We start from the raw sequence: 16,455 nt of genomic DNA on the forward strand, positions 1-16,455 counted from the left end.
GCAGGGATCAGCTGTGTTTCTTGTGCATTCAATGAATACTCACTTCCTTCGCCGGCATTACCCGGACAGGTTCAACGGTCGCAGGCTGCGTCAGCCCGATCTCAGCCCGTGCAAGGGCTCCCGTGTGGTCAAGTCGAAGCTACCACAGGGCGAGGGTGGCTCGGTGACAGCAATCACGGGATGTGCCCACAGTCTGAGTTCCCGGGCGCTTGAATTAAATTGAAGCTTCAAGTAAATTAGATGCATAGTGGCCCTCAATTCCGAAGGCCAGCGGACCGGGAGCGTTCACATGACTGCAGAAGCCACCAGCCAGGATCTTCTACCTGCCGATCTCTCCATGGGCACTGTGATGCTCAAGGTGGGCGACATGAAGCTGATGACCGACTACTACCAGCGCGCACTCGGCCTTGAGGTTGTCGCCGAAGAGGATGGCGGTGTCTACCTCGGCCGCCTCCACCGCCCCTTGGTTCATCTGGCGTCGGCCCCTGCCTTGCACCTGCCGGGCAGGGGAGAGGCCGGGCTGTTCCACACGGCGCTGCTCTTCGATGACCAGGCTGCACTGGCTGCCACGGTGGCCACCGCCGCCCAGTTTGATCCCCGGCTCTTCACTGGCAGCGCCGACCACCTCGTTAGCGAGGCTTTCTACTTCAACGACCCCGAGGGCAACGGCATCGAGCTCTACTGGGACCGCCCCCGCAAAAACTGGTCCTGGAACGGCACTGAAGTTGTGATGGACAGCTTGGCGCTGCCGCCGCAGCGCTACCTGGAGCAGCACCTGTCCCAGGAATCTCTGGACGGCCAGCTGGGCACCGAAGCAGGCGTGGGTCACGTCCACCTCCAGGTTGGAGACGTCCAGTCAGCGCACGATTTCTACGTCGGCACCCTGGGATTCGAAAAGACCGCCGGCTGGCACGGGCAGGCCCTGTTCGTTTCGGCGGGCCGGTACCACCACCACATGGCCATGAATGTCTGGAACAGCCGGGGTGCCGGTCCACGCAAGGACACTTTGGGCCTGGGCGAAGTGCTCATCGAAGTGGCTTCCGGTGACGACGTCGGAGCGCTCGCTGACCGCCTGAAGGTCGCCGGTGTGGTCTCCCACCATACGGGCGCCGAGCTGCGGTTCGAGGATCCGTGGCGCAACAGCATCCGGGTTGCCGTCCGCTGAGTGCCGGTGGCCGGAAGTGCGGCCCGCCATGCACTAGGCTGATTCCGAACGGCCGGGGCGGCACCCTAAGCTGCCCGTCTGGGCCGCACCGTCGACGGAATGAGGGCTGTTCCCATGGGCTTCACTGAAATCTTTGTAGCTACCCACGACGCCGCGCTGAAACGCGCCGCTGTCCTTGACGCCGGCGGCTCGCCGTCCGGACCCGCGCTGCGGATACCTGGAGTCAGTGATTTCGAGATTGAACAGCTCGGCGACCTCGCCGGGGCTGCGGTCCACGCCGGTGGCGAGGGCTATGAACTGGCCATGGTTGACGTTTCCAGCGATTCACTCCTCGGCGTCCCGCCGGCAATGGTGCGCGCGCTGGCGGACCTCCTCAGCTACGAAACTGAGGGTGAAGGCAATGTCCTGGACGATGTCGCAGAAAAGTGGGCTGCCCAGGACGATATGCCGTTCGGCGCGGCCGACGCCCGGAACTATGTGCAGCAGCTTGCCGAGCTGGCCGGTGGAATCGACGACACCGAGCGCACCGGGTTGTATGTCTGGTCGTCCTAGGCCGGCAGCGGCCTTCCGGGCTTCCCGCCGGCCGCATCCAAACGTGTCAAGTCGAAATCCTGACGCTGATCTGGCACAATAAACAGGTACTCGATCTGCGTGGCCCCTCTCTCCGCGTCCGGATCCTGTCCTTCGAACCCTCAAGTATGGCCCGCCCCACGGGTGCAGAACGTCGGTTCAACCCTTTTCTGAAACAGGAGTGACCACAAAAGTGGCCGTAAAGATTCGCCTTAAGCGCTTTGGCAAAATGCGCGCACCGTACTACCGCATCGTCGTCATGGACGCACGCTCCAAGCGTGACGGCCGTGCCATCGAAGAGATTGGCAAGTACCACCCCACCGAAGAGCCCTCATACATTGAGGTCGACACGGACCGTGCCCAGTACTGGCTCGGCGTTGGCGCACAGCCGTCCGAGCAGGTTGCCGCGATCCTCAAGATCACCGGTGACTGGCAGAAGTTCAAGGGCCTCCCGGGCCAGGAAGGCACCCTGAAGACCAAAGCTCCCAAGGTTGCCTTTGTTGCCCCGGAAAAGGGTTCCGTGATCATCCCGGAAGCCATCACCAAGAAGGCAAAGCAGTCTGACGCAGCCGAGGCCCCGGCCGAAGCAGAAGCCACCGAGGCTGAGTAGATTGCTGGCAGAAGCGCTCGAACACCTGGTCCGGGGAATCGTTGATTCGCCGGAAGATGTCAAGGTCAGCTCGAAGAACAACCGCCGCGGGGACACCCTCGAGGTTCGCGTTCATCAGGATGACCTAGGCCGGGTGATCGGCCGTCAGGGCCGCACCGCACGTGCACTGCGCACCGTTGTGGCGGCGCTGGCAGACGGCGAACCGGTAAGGGTCGACGTCGTCGACACCGACCGCCGCCGCTAAGCGCTCGGCAATATCAGTTTTTTGCTCCGGCCCTTCCACCCGTCAAGGTGGAGGGGCCGGAGTGCTTTCATCACAACACTGTGGATACTCCCACAACCGGAACAGAGGAACAGATGCAGCTTCAGGTGGCACGAATCGGCAAACCGCACGGAATCCGCGGGGAAGTGACGGTCCAGGTTTTGACCGATGCTCCGGCGGACCGGTTTGTGCCGGGCACCGAGTTTGTCGTGGAGCCGGTTTCGGCGGGGCCCCTGACGGTTGAGAGCGCCCGCTGGAACAAGGACATCCTCCTCCTCGCGTTCGAGGGAATCGAAACCCGCAACCAGGCAGAGACTCTCCGCGGCGCCAAGCTGTTCATCGAAACCGAAGAGTTGGAGGGGGACGACGACGAAGGCTGGTACGAGCACGAACTGGTGGGACTCGAAGCGCGGGTGGGCTCACAGGTGGTGGGCAAGATCGCTGCCCTGCACACCATGCCGGTCCAGGACCTGCTGGTGGTCGAGGACGCAGACGGCAAGGAAATCCTCATCCCCTTCGTGGAGCAGATCGTGCCGGAAGTCAATGTGGCCGAGGGGTTTGTCCTGCTCACGCCGCCGGACGGACTTTTTGACATTAACTCCGACGACGCTGCTGCCGGCGGACCCGAGGGCAACGCGTAGATGAGAATCGACGTCGTCAGCATCTTCCCGGAGTACCTGGCGCCCCTGGAGCTGTCCCTCATTGGCAAAGCCCGCCAGGACGGCCTGCTGGACCTGCACGTCCACGATCTGCGCGGGTTCACTACAGACAAACACCGCTCAGTGGATGACACGCCGTACGGCGGCGGCGCCGGCATGGTGATGAAGGCGGAGCCATGGGCGCAGGCGTTGGCTTCCGTGGCCGGTGCCGACGAAGCCAAAGCAACCAAGCCGGTCCTGATCGTGCCGTCGCCGGCGGGGGAGCGCTTCACCCAGGCACTGGCACATGAGCTCGCCGAAGAGGAGCAGCTGGTTTTTGCCTGCGGACGCTACGAAGGCATCGACGAGCGCGTCATCGAATGGGCGGCTGAACATTTCACCGTTCGGCCCATGAGCCTGGGCGACTACGTGCTCAACGGCGGTGAAGTGGCTGTCCTGGCCATGGTTGAGGCTATCGGCCGGCTGCTGCCCGGCGTCGTGGGCAACCCCGAGTCACTGGTGGAGGAGTCGCACTCCGATGGGCTGCTGGAGTACCCGGTATACACCAAGCCCTCCAGCTGGCGTGACCGGGAAGTGCCGGCAGTACTGCTGAGCGGCAACCATGGGAAGATCGCGCAGTGGCGGCGCCACCAGCAGTACCAGCGGACGGCGGAGCGGCGCCCGGACCTGCTCGAAACGTTCGACGCCGGTAAGCTGCCACGTGCCGACCGGACCGCTCTCTACGACCTCGGGTACGACGTCGTCGATGGCCGCCTCCGTGCCCGGCGTGGGGTTGATAGTCAAACCGGTGCCGGTACCAGCGAGGGCGCCTCCACCTGAGCTGACAGGTCTGCCCGCTGCGGCAATTGGCTGAAGTCCTGTCAGTGTGGCAAAATTAGTCTTTGTGTCTGCTGGGTCCGCACCTGCCACAGGGGGAGCGCAACCAACAGCTGGACACCCCGGTACTTTCAAACATTGAACGGACCGGACCACTTAACTTTCGGCGGTAATCTCCGGGTGCGTCCTGCGCTTCCGGGCTTGGCCGCCGTGACCCAAAGTGAATGACCTGTGGCGTTCACCAGGAGTGCAATTATGCATATTCTCGATTCCGTAGATGCAGCCTCGCTGCGCACCGATGTTCCCGAGTTCCGCGCGGGTGACACCCTCAAGGTTCACGTGAACATCATCGAAGGCAAGAACTCCCGTGTCCAGGTGTTCCAGGGCTTCGTCCTGGGCCGCCACGGCGATGGCCTTCGCGAAACCTTCACCGTCCGCAAGGTCTCCTTCGGCGTCGGTGTGGAGCGTACCTTCCCGGTACACTCCCCGATCATTGAAAAGATCGAGGTCGTCTCCAAGGGTGACGTGCGCCGCGCGAAGCTGTACTACATGCGTGATCTGCGCGGCAAGGCTGCAAAGATCAAGGAAAAGCGCGACTTCCAGACCAAGAAGTAAGTCCCCCGGGACCTACAAAACAGGCCCCAGCCGTACCAGGCCAGCGCCGGAGCCCTTCGCAACAGCGCCCCAGGAATACGGATCATGGACCAGTCAAAACGCCAGCCCAGAAAAATGGGCTGGCGTTTTGCGTTCCTGGCGCTTCTCCTTGCCGTGCTTGTCAGCGGCCTGGTGCGTTCGCTGTGGCTGGATGTGTATTTCATCCCGTCCAACTCCATGGAGCCCCTCCTTGAAGGCGGCGACCGCATCCTGGTCTCCAGGACCGGCTTCAACAATGAGCCGGTCCGCCGGGGCGACATTGTGGTCTTTGACGGCAGGGGATCCTTTGCTCCGCTGAACAGCGGGAAGGGCCCCTTGCTGGATTCCGTCGCTGCGGCGGGCCAATGGCTGGGCCTGGCCGGCAGCGACACGACCTACGTCAAACGGGTCGTCGGACTTCCGGGGGATACTGTGATCTGCTGCGATACGGACGGAAAGGTCACCGTAAACGGGACAGCGCTTGACGAGCCCTATCTCTACGAGGGTGACAGGCCAAGCACGCAGGTCTTCACCGCAGTTGTTCCCGACGGAAGGCTGTGGCTGCTGGGTGACCACCGTTCGGTGTCCGCTGATTCGCGCAGCCTGCTCGGCGCTCCGGGCGGCGGCATGGTGCCGCTTGCCAGGGTCATCGGCAGGCCGGTCCACATCATCTGGCCAATTGATAGATTTGCTGAAGTACCACGGCCGCACGCGGCAGGACCAACGACACAGGACGGACCGTAATGCCCGAGAACGAAGCCCGGACTCCCGAGCCGCCCCGTGATGGTGCCACCGGCTTTTCCGCCGACCACAAGGCTGCCGATGCAGCGGGTTCCAGCCGCGCCAGTTCCGACGGCGGCGCTACCGCCCACATCGCGTCCGACGGCGGCCGTACCGTGCCCGATCCGGCCGACGACGACAACGGCGATGCTAGGCCGGCAGTGCCGGAACCCGGGCGCCGCTCCGCCGCGCCTAAGGCTGGAGCGCCCAGCCCGATTTTCATTTGGTTGAAGGAAGTTGCCACAGTTGTGGTGATCGCCGTGGTGCTGTCCTTCCTGATCAAGACTTTCCTGTTCAGGGCGTTCTATATTCCGTCTGAGTCCATGGTCAGCACCCTGGACGTCAACGACCGGATCTTTGTGAATCTCCTGGTGCCCGAGCCGCTCGCGCTCTCACGCGGCGACGTGGTGGTATTCCGGGATACCCAGGGCTGGCTTGCCGAGACGCCGGAGAAGGAGATCGGACCGTTCACCTGGGTCCAGGACGGTCTGACGTTTGTGGGCTTGCTGCCGGACAACTCCGAGCAGCACCTCGTCAAGCGAGTTATCGGGCTTCCCGGAGATAAGGTGATCTGCTGTGACAACGGCGGTAAACTGACCATCAACGGATCTCCTCTTGATGAAACCTACGTCAACGCCGCTGAGACGCCGCTCATCCGTGCCTTCGATGTTGTCGTTCCGGAAGGGAAAGTATGGGTGATGGGCGATAACCGCAACCACTCCGCTGATTCCCGCTCCCATCTGGATTCCAACGGCGGATTCGTCGATCTGGAGGATGTAGAGGGCAAGGCAGCCGTCATCGCATGGCCGCTGAACCGGATCACCGTCCTGGACAACTATCCCGACGTTTTCCGGAACGTGCCCGCGGGGAAATAGCAGTGCCAACAGTCACGCCAGCCCCTCTTGCCGCGGCGCCGGCCCGCCAAACTGCAGGTCCGCGTTCCAAAGCTCCTACTCTCCGGCACGAGCGGACCTTCAAGGCGCAGGGTGCCCGTTACCTGGCCGGCGTCGATGAGGTGGGGCGCGGCGCCCTGGCCGGGCCTGTGAGCGTCGGGATCGCCGTCGTCGACCTCCACACCCAGAAGCCCCTGTCCGGGGTGCGGGACAGCAAGCTGCTCAGCCCCGCGGAGAGGGAGCGCCTGGAACCCCTGGTTCGGAGCTGGAGCGTGGCATCCGCTGTGGGGCATGCTTCTGCCCATGAGATCGACGCGCTGGGCATCATCGCCGCGCTTCGGCTCGCCGGGACGCGCGCCTGGCTGGAGATCCTAGCCGCAGGAGTCAGTCCGGATGTGGTGTTGCTCGATGGCAGCCACAACTGGCTCACGCCGCCCGGGCAGCTTTCCCTGTTCGACGAGCCCGCCTTGGAGCCCGGCTGCGCTGCCCCCGTCCACACTAAGGTCAAGGCGGACATGCAGTGCCTCAGCGTGGCAGCCGCCAGCGTGATTGCCAAGGTGGAACGCGATCAGCAGATGCGCGGCCTGCACATCGAATATCCGGATTTTGGCTGGGACGTCAACAAGGGATACGCCACCGTAGTCCACCGCGAGGCGCTGCGCGCCGCCGGCCCTACCCCCTACCACCGGGTGAGCTGGAACCTCCTCGGCGGCGATCTCTGATGCCTGGCGCCGGGCGGTAGCACTCATGAAGCGCTGCTGCCGCGCCGGTGGTGCCTTGGATGGTGCAAGATGGAAGCATGAGTGCTGAGGATCTTGAGAATTATGAAACCGACATGGAGCTGCAGCTCTACCGTGAATACCGGGACGTCGTCGGGCTCTTCAGCTACGTTGTCGAGACGGAACGCCGCTTTTACCTGGCCAACCACGTTGACCTTCAGGCGCGCAGCGCCGACGGCGAGGTGTATTTCGACCTGACGCTGCAGGACGCCTGGGTGTGGGACGTCTACCGCTCGGCCCGCTTCGTCAAGACGGTCCGGGTGCTGACGTTCAAAGACGTCAATGTCGAAGAACTGCCGCGCAACGAGGAACTCGCATTGCCCAAGGACGTTGACCTCGGCAACTGACGGCCCCTGCCCCGCCACTAGTCCTCCACACGGCCGCTGAGGCAGGGGTTTGCCAGGTTTACCCACATAGGCGTCCGACTTTTCACGCTCCGCTGCCCTGCCCCTGCAGGCTGGTTGCGGAGGTAGAAAATGAAAGCCAAAGACCTGTTGGGCCAGCGCGGCGAGGAGCTTGCCGCCGGCTATCTTGAATCGCTGGGCATGCTGGTGGTGGAGCGGAACTGGCGCTGTGCCGAAGGTGAAATAGACATTGTGGCGCTGGACGGGGATGCCCTGGTGATCGCCGAAGTGAAAACCCGGCGCAGCCTGGACTACGGCCACCCGTTTGAGGCCGTCGGGACCGCCAAACTCGCCCGCCTGCATCGGCTCGGATCGGCCTGGTGCAGGAACCGGGAACTGCGGATGCCGTTGCGGCGCGTGGACATCGTGGCCGTGGTGGACGACGGCGGCGGAGACCCCTTGGTGGAACACCTCAGAGGGGTGGGTTAGATGGCTCTGGGCAGGACCTACTCGGTAGCACTGGTGGGGTTGAACGGGTACATCGTCGAGGTCGAGGCTGACATCGGCCAGACTTTGCCTGCATTTGTCATCCTTGGCCTGCCGGACGCAGCCCTCAATGAAGCCAAAGAACGGATACGGTCGGCGGCCAAGAATTCCGGTATCCCGCTGAGCCGCCGGAAGATCACTGCCAACCTGATTCCGGCATCGCTGCCCAAGCGCGGTTCCGGCTTTGACCTGGCGAAACTGTAGGCTAGACACACTGTGAATACCCAAAGGAAAGCCGGGATCTACACCCGGATCAGCAACGATAAAGAAGGCGCGGGCCTCGGCGTCACCCGTCAGGCTGAGGACTGCCGGGAACTGGCCGCCCAGCTCGGCTGGGACGTAGTTACCGTCTACGAGGACAACGACATCAGCGCGTACCAGCGCAAGAAAGCCCGAACCGGTTACCAGCAGATGCTGGCCGATCTTGAATCCGGCAGGATCAACGCAGCCGTTGCCTGGCACACCGATCGGCTTCACCGCCGTAACGCCGAGCTGGAAAAGTTCATAGACATCATTGAGCGCACCGGAGCCAAAGTCTCCACCGTCCGCGGGGGACAGCTCGACCTGGCAACCCCTGACGGACGCATGATGGCCCGCATGCTTGGCTCAATCGCCCAGCGGGAAGTTGAGCACGGTCAGGATCGTGTCAGGCGCGCTAAACAGCAGGCAGCCCAGGCGGGGAAGTGGCGCGGAGGGCCGCGCCCGTTTGGCTATGAGGCGGACGGGCTGACCATTCGAAAGGCGGAGCAGACTGCCGTGAAGCAGGCGTCGGACAAGCTCATTGCGGGCCAGTCGCTCCGCTCCATCGCCGCAGAGCTAACCGCTCGGGGTTTCCGCACCACTTCTACCAAGTCGCTGCCGCTGGACGAGATCAACCTCCGCAACATCCTGCTCCGCCCACGCAACGCAGGCTTCGCCGAATACCGCGGCGAAATTATCGGCGAACCAGCGCAATGGCCGGGCATCCTGACAGAGGAGACGTGGCGCGCCGTCGTGTCCATCCTCAAAGATCCTTCCCGCCGCACCACCACCGGCAGCACACCCAAATGGCTGGGATCCAATCTCTACCTTTGCGGGGTTTGCAAAAAACCGCTCCGCGCCAGCATGTCCAGCGACCGTCGGCGCGTCTACCGATGCACCAACGGTTCCCACGTCGCGCGGACGCTAACCGCCGTCGATGGAGTCGTGACGGGCACCATCGCCGAATACCTCAGGCAGCCGAAAGCAGCCGGGCTGCTCATAAGCGAGAGCACGGACGACGTAGGCCCGCTCCGGGAGGAAGCCGCCGTGCTACGCGCCAGGCGTGACCAGCTGCCGCTCGACCACGCAGAAGGCAACCTGACGGCCCAGCAGGTCAAGATCGCCACCGCGCACCTTGACGCACGGATTCTCGATTTGGAGTCCAAGCTCGCAGAGGCGGGTCGCGGCGCCGGACTCGCTGACCTGCTCGCGGCCCCTGACACAGGACAGGCCTTCCTTGGCGAGACCTTGGGACGCCGCCGCGCCGTCATCAACCGCCTGGCAACGGTGACCCTTCTTCCGCAACGGAAGGGCAGGCCGAAGGGCTGGGTCTCCGGAGAGGACTATTTCGACCCGGCCACAGTAACGTTCCAGTGGAAGGCCCAGACATGACCGACCCCAACGAGGAATACCACGCACTGAGGTTTCACCCTGACGCCGTTAAGATAGTCCGCGCAGGGCAGCGGCGAGAGGGCCGCGCACTCCGAATGCCTCTGCACTGCTCCGCCGGTCACCGGACGGGGGTGGCCCTCGAGCTGGTAGTCAGCGAAGACAACGGGTTGGACGATGAGGACTATCGGTCCGTTCCTCCCCAGATTGTGATGTCCTGGGGTCGTGACCTAGCCGTCACGGCCAATCCTGGGAAGGCAGTCCGCGCCGATCCCTACTGGGCCGGTGACGGAACGGGCAAGGTCTGGCCGGAGGTCACCACTATCCATTGCCGCTGCGGCTGGTCGGCACAACGCCAGCATCTGAAACTCCTCCGTGCGGCAATCGAACGCATTGTCAAGGTTCGCCAAGGACAGCAGAGCAGTTACCGGATTACCCTCACATGAACAGCAAGACTTTGTTAGTATTGAGCCAAATTGGTGGTGGCGACCATCTCCCGCAGACGCACGTACAGGGCCCCAGAAGGGGAAGTAGCGTAAACAGCTCCCGGTGAAGCGACAGCTTGCTGCTGTCTTCACATGGGAGCTTTTTCATGCCCAAGCTGGACCCCCTCGAACCTGCCAACAAAGTCGTTTTCGCGCGCAACAATCTCGGAGTAGCGACCCGCCGCGCCGACCCGGAGGCCGTAGCAGCAGCACGGCAGAACCTCGCCGCGGCCAAGCTCGAAGCCTACATAGCGAAAGTCGTCGCCGAGGCGCCGCCGCTGGATCAGTCCCAGCTAGATGCAATAGCGGTCCTGCTCCGCCCGGTCCCTGCGGACAAGCCCGCCTCCGGCGGTGATGCTGTATGAGAGCAGAGATAAGCCGCCCAGCGGGAACTGGGCGGCCACAACCTCAACACACAACAAGAATATCAAGCGCCGCCGCCTCGGCCCGGCTGGTCGCAGCGCTCGAAGCCAACGGACACAGGGTCAAGCAGACCAGCGCGAGCACGTGGATGGCGCAATGCCCTGCGCATCCAGACAGGACGCCTTCACTGTCAATCAGCCAGGGCGAGGGCCGAGTGCTGGTCAAGTGCTTCGCGGGATGCGCGGTGGAGGACGCTCTCGCACCCCTCCACCTCCGACTGGCGGACCTCTTCGACGCACCCGAAGCCAAAGCCCCCGCCAAGGTCGAGGTGGCACGCTATCCGTACACAGACGCGGACGGGACCGTGCTCTTCGAAAAGATCCGCTACGTCCCCAAGTCATTCATCATCACCCCACCCGGTGCGGTCGGGAAGCTGGGGAAGAAACCCCTCTACCGGCTGCCCGAGCTGCAGCCCGCAATCCAGGCCGGCAAAATCGTCCTTCTGGTCGAAGGCGAGAAGGACGCTGACCGGCTGAGATCAGAGGGGTACACGGCGACATGCAACTTTGACGGTGCCGGTAAATTCAACAAACCCGAATACGCCGAATATCTGCGAGGCGCCAAGGTGCTCCTCATCGCCGACAACGACGGCGCCGGACACCGCCACGCCGACCAAGCCAAAGCACTCCTGGAACGCGCCGGAATTGCGGTGACCGTGAAAATCCCTGCGGCGGGAAAGGACGTTTCCGACCACTTAGACGCGGGCTTCGGCATAGACGACCTACAGCCCTACCCGGGCCCACGCACGGATGAACTCAAGCCGGATACCAAACTGGTCGACGACAGTGGTGATACTGGCAAGGGACTGAAACTGCGGACAGCCACGGATTTGGAGCTCCCACCACCGCCAAAGTGGCTGGGAGTAGGTTGGCTCCCCAGAAGCGCGCTCACCGTCATGGTCGGCGAAGAGGGCATTGGCAAGTCCCTGCTCTGGGTCCGTATGGCTTCACACGTCACCACCGGGAAGCCCTTCGCCCCCTTCGGAATGCCAGCCCGAGAGCCGGCCGACGTCGTCATCATCGTCACGGAGGACTCTCCGTCCGAAGTCATGTCACGCCTGCATCTCGCCGGCGCTGACCCGAACAGGATCCACTTCTTCGCCGCCGAGAATGACGGAACTGGAACACCGGTCTTCGGTAGCGGATACCAAGGCGACATGCTCCTACTTGACGCTCTCCTCGACGAACGGGATACCAAACCGGCAATGTTGGTGGTGGACGCCTGGCTGGACACTGTCGCGGGAAACCTGAACATCCGGGACACCCAACAAGCTCGCGCAGCCCTGGATCCCTGGAAGCAACTGGCGACCAAGCACAATCTCGCCGTGCTCCTCGTGACCCACACCAACCGTACGGAGTCCACCAACATCAGGGACCTCATGGGTGGCACCGCGGCGCTTCGGCAGAAGGCCAGAATGGTCCTTTTCGCCGCACGGCCCAAGAGTGACCACGACAGTCCAGTGCAGCACCTTTGGGTTGGACCGGACAAATCCAACGTGACTGGCCTTGTCGATGCAGTGAAGTTCCAAGTCAGGGTGGAGCAGGTCCGGGACAGGAGCAACGAGGACCCGGGCACGTCAGCCCATCTGACAGCCCCGGCATCCGCTCTGATGACGATCAGGAACCTACTGGTGCAGTGGAAACAGGAAGAGTCGGAGGCCAACAGGAAACCAACCAAAGCCGAAGAATGCCAGGAGGCCATACGCGACTACCTATCGGAGGGGGACGGACAATGTCGTACCCGTGACCTCAAGGACCATCTGCAGCAGAGCGGCTACGGGAAGACCGTGGCTGAAATGGCCATGTCCAACCTCGGGGAATCTGTTCGGAACGCCGAGTTCGGCGGGGAATTCACGTTTAGGCTTAAGGGCTCGCAACCTTCCTACGAGGAGCCTGTACCCCAGGAAGTTAGTGAGGTTAGGAAGGTTGCAAAGGATGGCAGTTCACCTCCCATACTTCCTAACCTTCCTATTCTCCCTGCCTCCTACTTGTCTGGACCGGAGATCAGGAAGCAAGCGTCAGACGGTTTACAGGCCGGCGACCTATGCACAAACTGCCACGCGGGCCGCCTCACTGACGCCAACGCATCAAAGGGCATCAGCCTTTGTAACCAATGTCTTTTTGAAGAACCGAGTCACACGGGTTTCCATGGGCGGACACCACTTATGAACTGAACCAATAGATGTCCCTACCCTGTGGGCTCGTCGTGAGGACCCGCAGGGTAGGGGCGTTCGGATCGCTAAGGACCCCGGACGGAAGCGCGCCCGGGTAGCCATTCGCACAAAGTTTCAAAATTGTGAATGACCCCTTGAGCATTTTGAGCAAAGTGGAAGGAAAGCAAGTGGAAAAGCAATACCTCAAGGAATGCGCCCAATGCGAACGGCACATGCTGGCTACTAACCCTGACACGCTTTACTGCGGGCGCCGATGCGCTAAGCGTGCCCGCTTCACCTACGACCCGGCACGCAGCCGCCGACCAATCGTGGCCTGTGCTGTGTGTGGTCGTCGGTTTGCCCAAGCGGCTGCAATGGGGAGGCTCAGGGTCTGTTGCCCGCTTCATTACGGTGGCTACCGAGACTGCTTAGAGTGTGGCGCACGGTGTCGTCCCCGGCCTGGTGGAAAATTATGCCGGAAATGCAAAACAGGGACCAGCCATCTATCTGAATGAGAATGGGTCGGAGCTGATCAGCTGTTGGTGCTGGACGCAATTCGTTGTAGGTAACGTCGAACAGATGTTTCTAATGGAGTCCTGCATAAACAAGTAGGTGTCTGCGGTCGCTTCTATATCTTTATGCAGCCGCGCTTTTGCCTGTTTGAGGTGTCGTTCCAAATCGACGAGCGCGTTAGATAGTGAATACGCAGTCGAGCTGCAATTACTTTTTGGACAAGCGGCAGCTGCAGGTGCTGTAACGTCCCAGTAACGCGCTGGATTCAACAATACGGGTTGAGAGTAGTGCACCCGGCGGTTGAACTGCTTTCAGACGGCGAGGAGGAGGAGACGTGGCCGGTTGGGCCGTGAATGCGGGGACGAAAATAGGGAAGCTGCGTGAGGAACTGGAAACCCTTCCGGCTTCGCAGGATGCAGCGAAAAAGCGCATGCAGTCTACGCTCGATGACGTTGAGGACGAGCTCAGGCTTCCAAACCGTCTAAAAAGCGTGTTGCTGGCGAATGGTGCACAGAAGGTTTGGGGTGCTATACACACAGTCGAAGAGGTGCTCCTCTCTTTGGAACAGGACCCGAGCCGTGCAGAGGACCGGGCAATACGTTGCGGCCGCAGCAGCCTCTCCAGCAGGCGCGTGGAAGTCTGTAAGAGGGAATTTGATAAGGCAACCGCCGCTGCTGACAAGTTGCGTTTAGCACGGAATTTCCAAGCTGAAGCGCACGGTGCAGCGCAGGACCGTCACAACTCGGAACGGAACAAGCAGAGAGGGATGCTTATCATTTGCGTCGTTCTGCTCGCGATTGCGGGTGTGGTTGCAATACTTCAGGCCAACAGTCGATCCTCTTTTCTCCCGTCGCCAGAAGACGGAAGCGTGTCGGGATTTACTCTTCTATCTCTTGTTATGTTCTTTGGCCTGTTAGGAGGCCTGCTGAGCGGGTTTGTAAATCTCTACATTCGGCCCACCAGACTAGACCACACTCAATGGTTCGACATCAAACCGGTATCCATGTGTGTCAACGCAGCGTTTGGACTCTGGACCTCATTTATCGGGGTGATGGCAGTGGGAACAGGGTTAATAGTCGGAAAATATCTATCGCTACCGGCAGTGCTGTTGTTGGCGCTTATTTTCGGTTACGGCCAACAAGCCGTGGCTAAGTTGTTGGAACGAAAGGCATCTGACATTATCGAGGCGACCAAATGATTCATGGAGCCAGCAAGTTGTGCGATGCGTGCGCGGCTCGCACCAGCGAGAAGTAGATCGCCGTTCTGAGAGGTCATTTGTGCTGCATTCCACTGCCTAAACAGCGGCCACAAGCCCACTGCGGGTGGGTAACTTGAGGATTCAAGAATGGAATCATGGTGTCAGCATTTGAATTATTACCTGCACAACTGGAAATGTCTGGCACTCATGCCGCCGTAACGCCTAAAGGAGACGTCCTCTACTTCTCATATGACCCAGCAGCCGAGAACGAGGTTGGGACCTGCAAGTGGCAGATGTGGAATATAGAGCGCGGAGCTTTCGGTCCCTCCGGTGACGTCCAGAGGAACATATTCTGTGCAGGCCACACCTGGCTAGGCAACGGGCTCCTTCTGGTTGGAGGTGGACAATCATGGAACTGGGCTGGACCAGGCGTGGGGGCTGACCATGATGTTCATACTTTTGACCCAGCCAACGCCACTTGGACCAAACATCGGCCAATGCCTTGGGCAAGGTACTACCCCACTTGCGTCACACTGCCCCGAGGCGACGGACTAATCGTTGGCGGCGCCGCCAACCGATATTTCCCGACTTTCACCAATGTCCCCAATGATAAGGCGGAAATATTCTCACTGACTGAGAAGCAGGCCGGCAAACCCTTCGAGTTCAACCCCGGTCACATCGTCGATATGTACCCCTTCCTGCACGTCGTACCTTCGGTTGATGGCAAGAACGGACTACTTTGGGTATTTTCCCGCAACGCGTGTCGCCTGTGGGACATAGAAACACGGAAATGGCTATCCCAGCATTGGAAGATGGCTCTCGTGGGACGCCGAAGCTATCCCCACCAAGGAGCAAGCGTCCTGCTCCCGCTGCGTCATGATAACCCTCAATATGTCCGCATTCTTACGGTCGGAGGAGCGGGGGAAACGTCACTCTATCCTTTGCCCCATGAAAAGATAATCGCAGCCGCTGACTGTGAAATCTTTGAAATCAACACAAACGATTCCACAAAGAGTTTTTGGCGCTCCCCGCACGGTGGCAACATGTCACATGCCCGGTTTATGTGTGACGCCACACTCCTAGCCGACGGCACCGTGCTCGTAACGGGAGGGGCCGGAGCCGGCGTAGCCGACCACTCCCACCATCCGGTGCTGGAGGCCGAATTATTCAACCCAGAGAACGAGTCCTGGGCACCAGCAGGCACACTCAACCGCAATCGCATGTACCACTCCACAGCAGTACTGCTGCCTTCAGGAGCCGTTGCAGTCGCCGGAAATACTGAGCACTGGAACCCAGCAAATCCCGTTGAGGACTCAAGCATCGAAATTTATCGACCGGGTTACATGGCTAGCAGTGACAGGCCTCGAATCACCGCTGCAACGTCAAACTTCCTCGCCCTAGGGTCAATAAATGTCGAGATAACCGTCGAAGCCAGTGCAGAGATAGAGCGTGTGGCGCTTGTCCGGTGTTCGTCCGTGACGCACAGCATTAACTCCGACCAGCGATACGTCACCTTGGACTTCAAAAGGCACAGCCATTCCAAGCTGCAACTTCTCATGCCCGGGTCCGCCAGCGTCGCTCCGCCAGGACCCTACATGCTGTTCGTCCTTGACGTGCACGGCATTGCCTCTGAAGCCGCCATGGTTACGGTTCGCCATGCTGAACCTACTGGGCCGCGCTGGATCGGTCTTCCGGGTTCGGCCAGGGACATAGGCGTTGGCGCCAACGGCACTGTTTGGGTCATTGGTACCGATTCCACGCCGGGCGGACACGGAGTTCATTTCTGGACCGGGAGCGGGTGGCAAGGCATTGACGGAGGGGCCGAAAGAATCGCAGTCGACCATCAGGGGCTGCCTTGGGTAGTCAACAACGCGGGAAAGATCTTCCGACGCGAAGGAGACGCCTGGATCGGTCTTCCGGGTTCGGCCAGGGACATAGGCGTTGGCGCCAACGGCACTGTTTGGGTCATTGGTACCGATTCCACGCCGGGCGGACACG

18 protein-coding genes, 1 pseudogene and 1 riboswitch are annotated in these 16,455 nt (G+C 61.4%); all 19 genes and pseudogenes read left to right on the forward strand.

Translation table 11 applies throughout. The features are described 5' to 3' along the window. Positions 1–26 precede the first annotated feature (26 nt). A riboswitch (TPP riboswitch) is annotated at positions 27–134 on the reverse strand. Positions 135–289: 155 nt separating this feature from the next. Next, positions 290–1,165, forward strand: a complete 876-nt coding sequence (locus J2808_RS03785; RefSeq protein WP_309811782.1) for a VOC family protein — start codon at positions 290–292, stop codon at positions 1,163–1,165. A 114-nt stretch (positions 1,166–1,279) separates the two neighbouring features. Next, on the forward strand, positions 1,280–1,717 hold the full coding sequence (locus J2808_RS03790; RefSeq protein WP_309811784.1) for a hypothetical protein: 438 nt from the start codon (positions 1,280–1,282) through the stop codon (positions 1,715–1,717). A 211-nt stretch (positions 1,718–1,928) separates the two neighbouring features. Then, positions 1,929–2,345, forward strand: a complete 417-nt coding sequence (gene rpsP / locus J2808_RS03795) for a 30S ribosomal protein S16 (protein ID WP_309811787.1) — start codon at positions 1,929–1,931, stop codon at positions 2,343–2,345. 1 nt (position 2,346) lies between these two features. After that, positions 2,347–2,589, forward strand: coding sequence for an RNA-binding protein (locus tag J2808_RS03800; protein ID WP_056349097.1), 243 nt, complete (start codon positions 2,347–2,349; stop codon positions 2,587–2,589). A 113-nt stretch (positions 2,590–2,702) separates the two neighbouring features. Beyond that, positions 2,703–3,248, forward strand: a complete 546-nt coding sequence (gene rimM, locus J2808_RS03805; protein ID WP_309811886.1) for a ribosome maturation factor RimM — start codon at positions 2,703–2,705, stop codon at positions 3,246–3,248. Continuing rightward, positions 3,249–4,085, forward strand: coding sequence for a tRNA (guanosine(37)-N1)-methyltransferase TrmD (trmD, locus tag J2808_RS03810; protein WP_309811791.1), 837 nt, complete (start codon positions 3,249–3,251; stop codon positions 4,083–4,085). Positions 4,086–4,337: 252 nt separating this feature from the next. Continuing rightward, positions 4,338–4,697 (forward strand): 50S ribosomal protein L19, encoded by a 360-nt coding sequence (rplS, locus tag J2808_RS03815; protein ID WP_131682513.1) that lies wholly within the window; start codon positions 4,338–4,340, stop codon positions 4,695–4,697. Between the two features lie 84 nt (positions 4,698–4,781). Beyond that, positions 4,782–5,459 (forward strand): signal peptidase I, encoded by a 678-nt coding sequence (gene lepB, locus J2808_RS03820; protein WP_309811792.1) that lies wholly within the window; start codon positions 4,782–4,784, stop codon positions 5,457–5,459. Further along, positions 5,459–6,370 (forward strand): signal peptidase I, encoded by a 912-nt coding sequence (gene lepB, locus J2808_RS03825; protein WP_309811793.1) that lies wholly within the window; start codon positions 5,459–5,461, stop codon positions 6,368–6,370. Before lepB (J2808_RS03820) ends, lepB (J2808_RS03825) begins: the two co-directional genes overlap by 1 nt. A gap of 2 nt (positions 6,371–6,372) precedes the next feature. Continuing rightward, positions 6,373–7,110, forward strand: coding sequence for a ribonuclease HII (locus J2808_RS03830; RefSeq protein ID WP_397427974.1), 738 nt, complete (start codon positions 6,373–6,375; stop codon positions 7,108–7,110). Between the two features lie 77 nt (positions 7,111–7,187). Further along, positions 7,188–7,514, forward strand: a complete 327-nt coding sequence (locus tag J2808_RS03835) for a DUF2469 domain-containing protein (RefSeq protein WP_111909356.1) — start codon at positions 7,188–7,190, stop codon at positions 7,512–7,514. 129 nt (positions 7,515–7,643) lie between these two features. Next, entirely contained in the window at positions 7,644–8,000 is a 357-nt protein-coding gene (locus tag J2808_RS03840) for a YraN family protein (protein ID WP_309811796.1), read from the forward strand. Continuing rightward, positions 8,001–8,252, forward strand: a pseudogene (locus J2808_RS03845) (magnesium chelatase domain-containing protein); the annotation flags it as partial. It abuts the gene before it with no gap. 21 nt (positions 8,253–8,273) lie between these two features. Continuing rightward, on the forward strand, positions 8,274–9,689 hold the full coding sequence (locus J2808_RS03850) for a recombinase family protein (RefSeq protein WP_309811797.1): 1,416 nt from the start codon (positions 8,274–8,276) through the stop codon (positions 9,687–9,689). Beyond that, complete coding sequence (locus J2808_RS03855; RefSeq protein WP_309811798.1) at positions 9,686–10,132, forward strand: hypothetical protein; 447 nt, start codon at positions 9,686–9,688, stop codon at positions 10,130–10,132. The genes J2808_RS03850 and J2808_RS03855 overlap by 4 nt, the downstream gene beginning before the upstream one ends. 146 nt (positions 10,133–10,278) lie before the next feature. Continuing rightward, positions 10,279–10,536: a hypothetical protein gene (locus tag J2808_RS03860; RefSeq protein WP_309811799.1), complete on the forward strand. Its 258-nt coding sequence runs from the start codon at positions 10,279–10,281 to the stop codon at positions 10,534–10,536. 242 nt (positions 10,537–10,778) lie between these two features. Beyond that, positions 10,779–12,767 carry an AAA family ATPase gene (locus J2808_RS03865; RefSeq protein WP_309811800.1) on the forward strand — a complete coding sequence of 663 codons (1,989 nt, stop codon included), beginning with the start codon at positions 10,779–10,781 and terminating at the stop codon, positions 12,765–12,767. 826 nt (positions 12,768–13,593) lie between these two features. Continuing rightward, a complete protein-coding gene (locus J2808_RS03870) occupies positions 13,594–14,457 on the forward strand; it encodes a hypothetical protein (protein WP_309811801.1) in 864 nt (287 codons plus the stop codon). Between the two features lie 155 nt (positions 14,458–14,612). Next, on the forward strand, positions 14,613–16,455 hold a 1,843-nt coding region (locus J2808_RS03875), incomplete at its 3' end, for a galactose oxidase-like domain-containing protein (RefSeq protein WP_309811802.1).

The sequence above is a fragment of the Pseudarthrobacter sulfonivorans genome, assembly GCF_031454915.1.
In the GTDB taxonomy this organism is placed as follows: Bacteria; Actinomycetota; Actinomycetes; order Actinomycetales; family Micrococcaceae; genus Arthrobacter; species Arthrobacter sulfonivorans_C.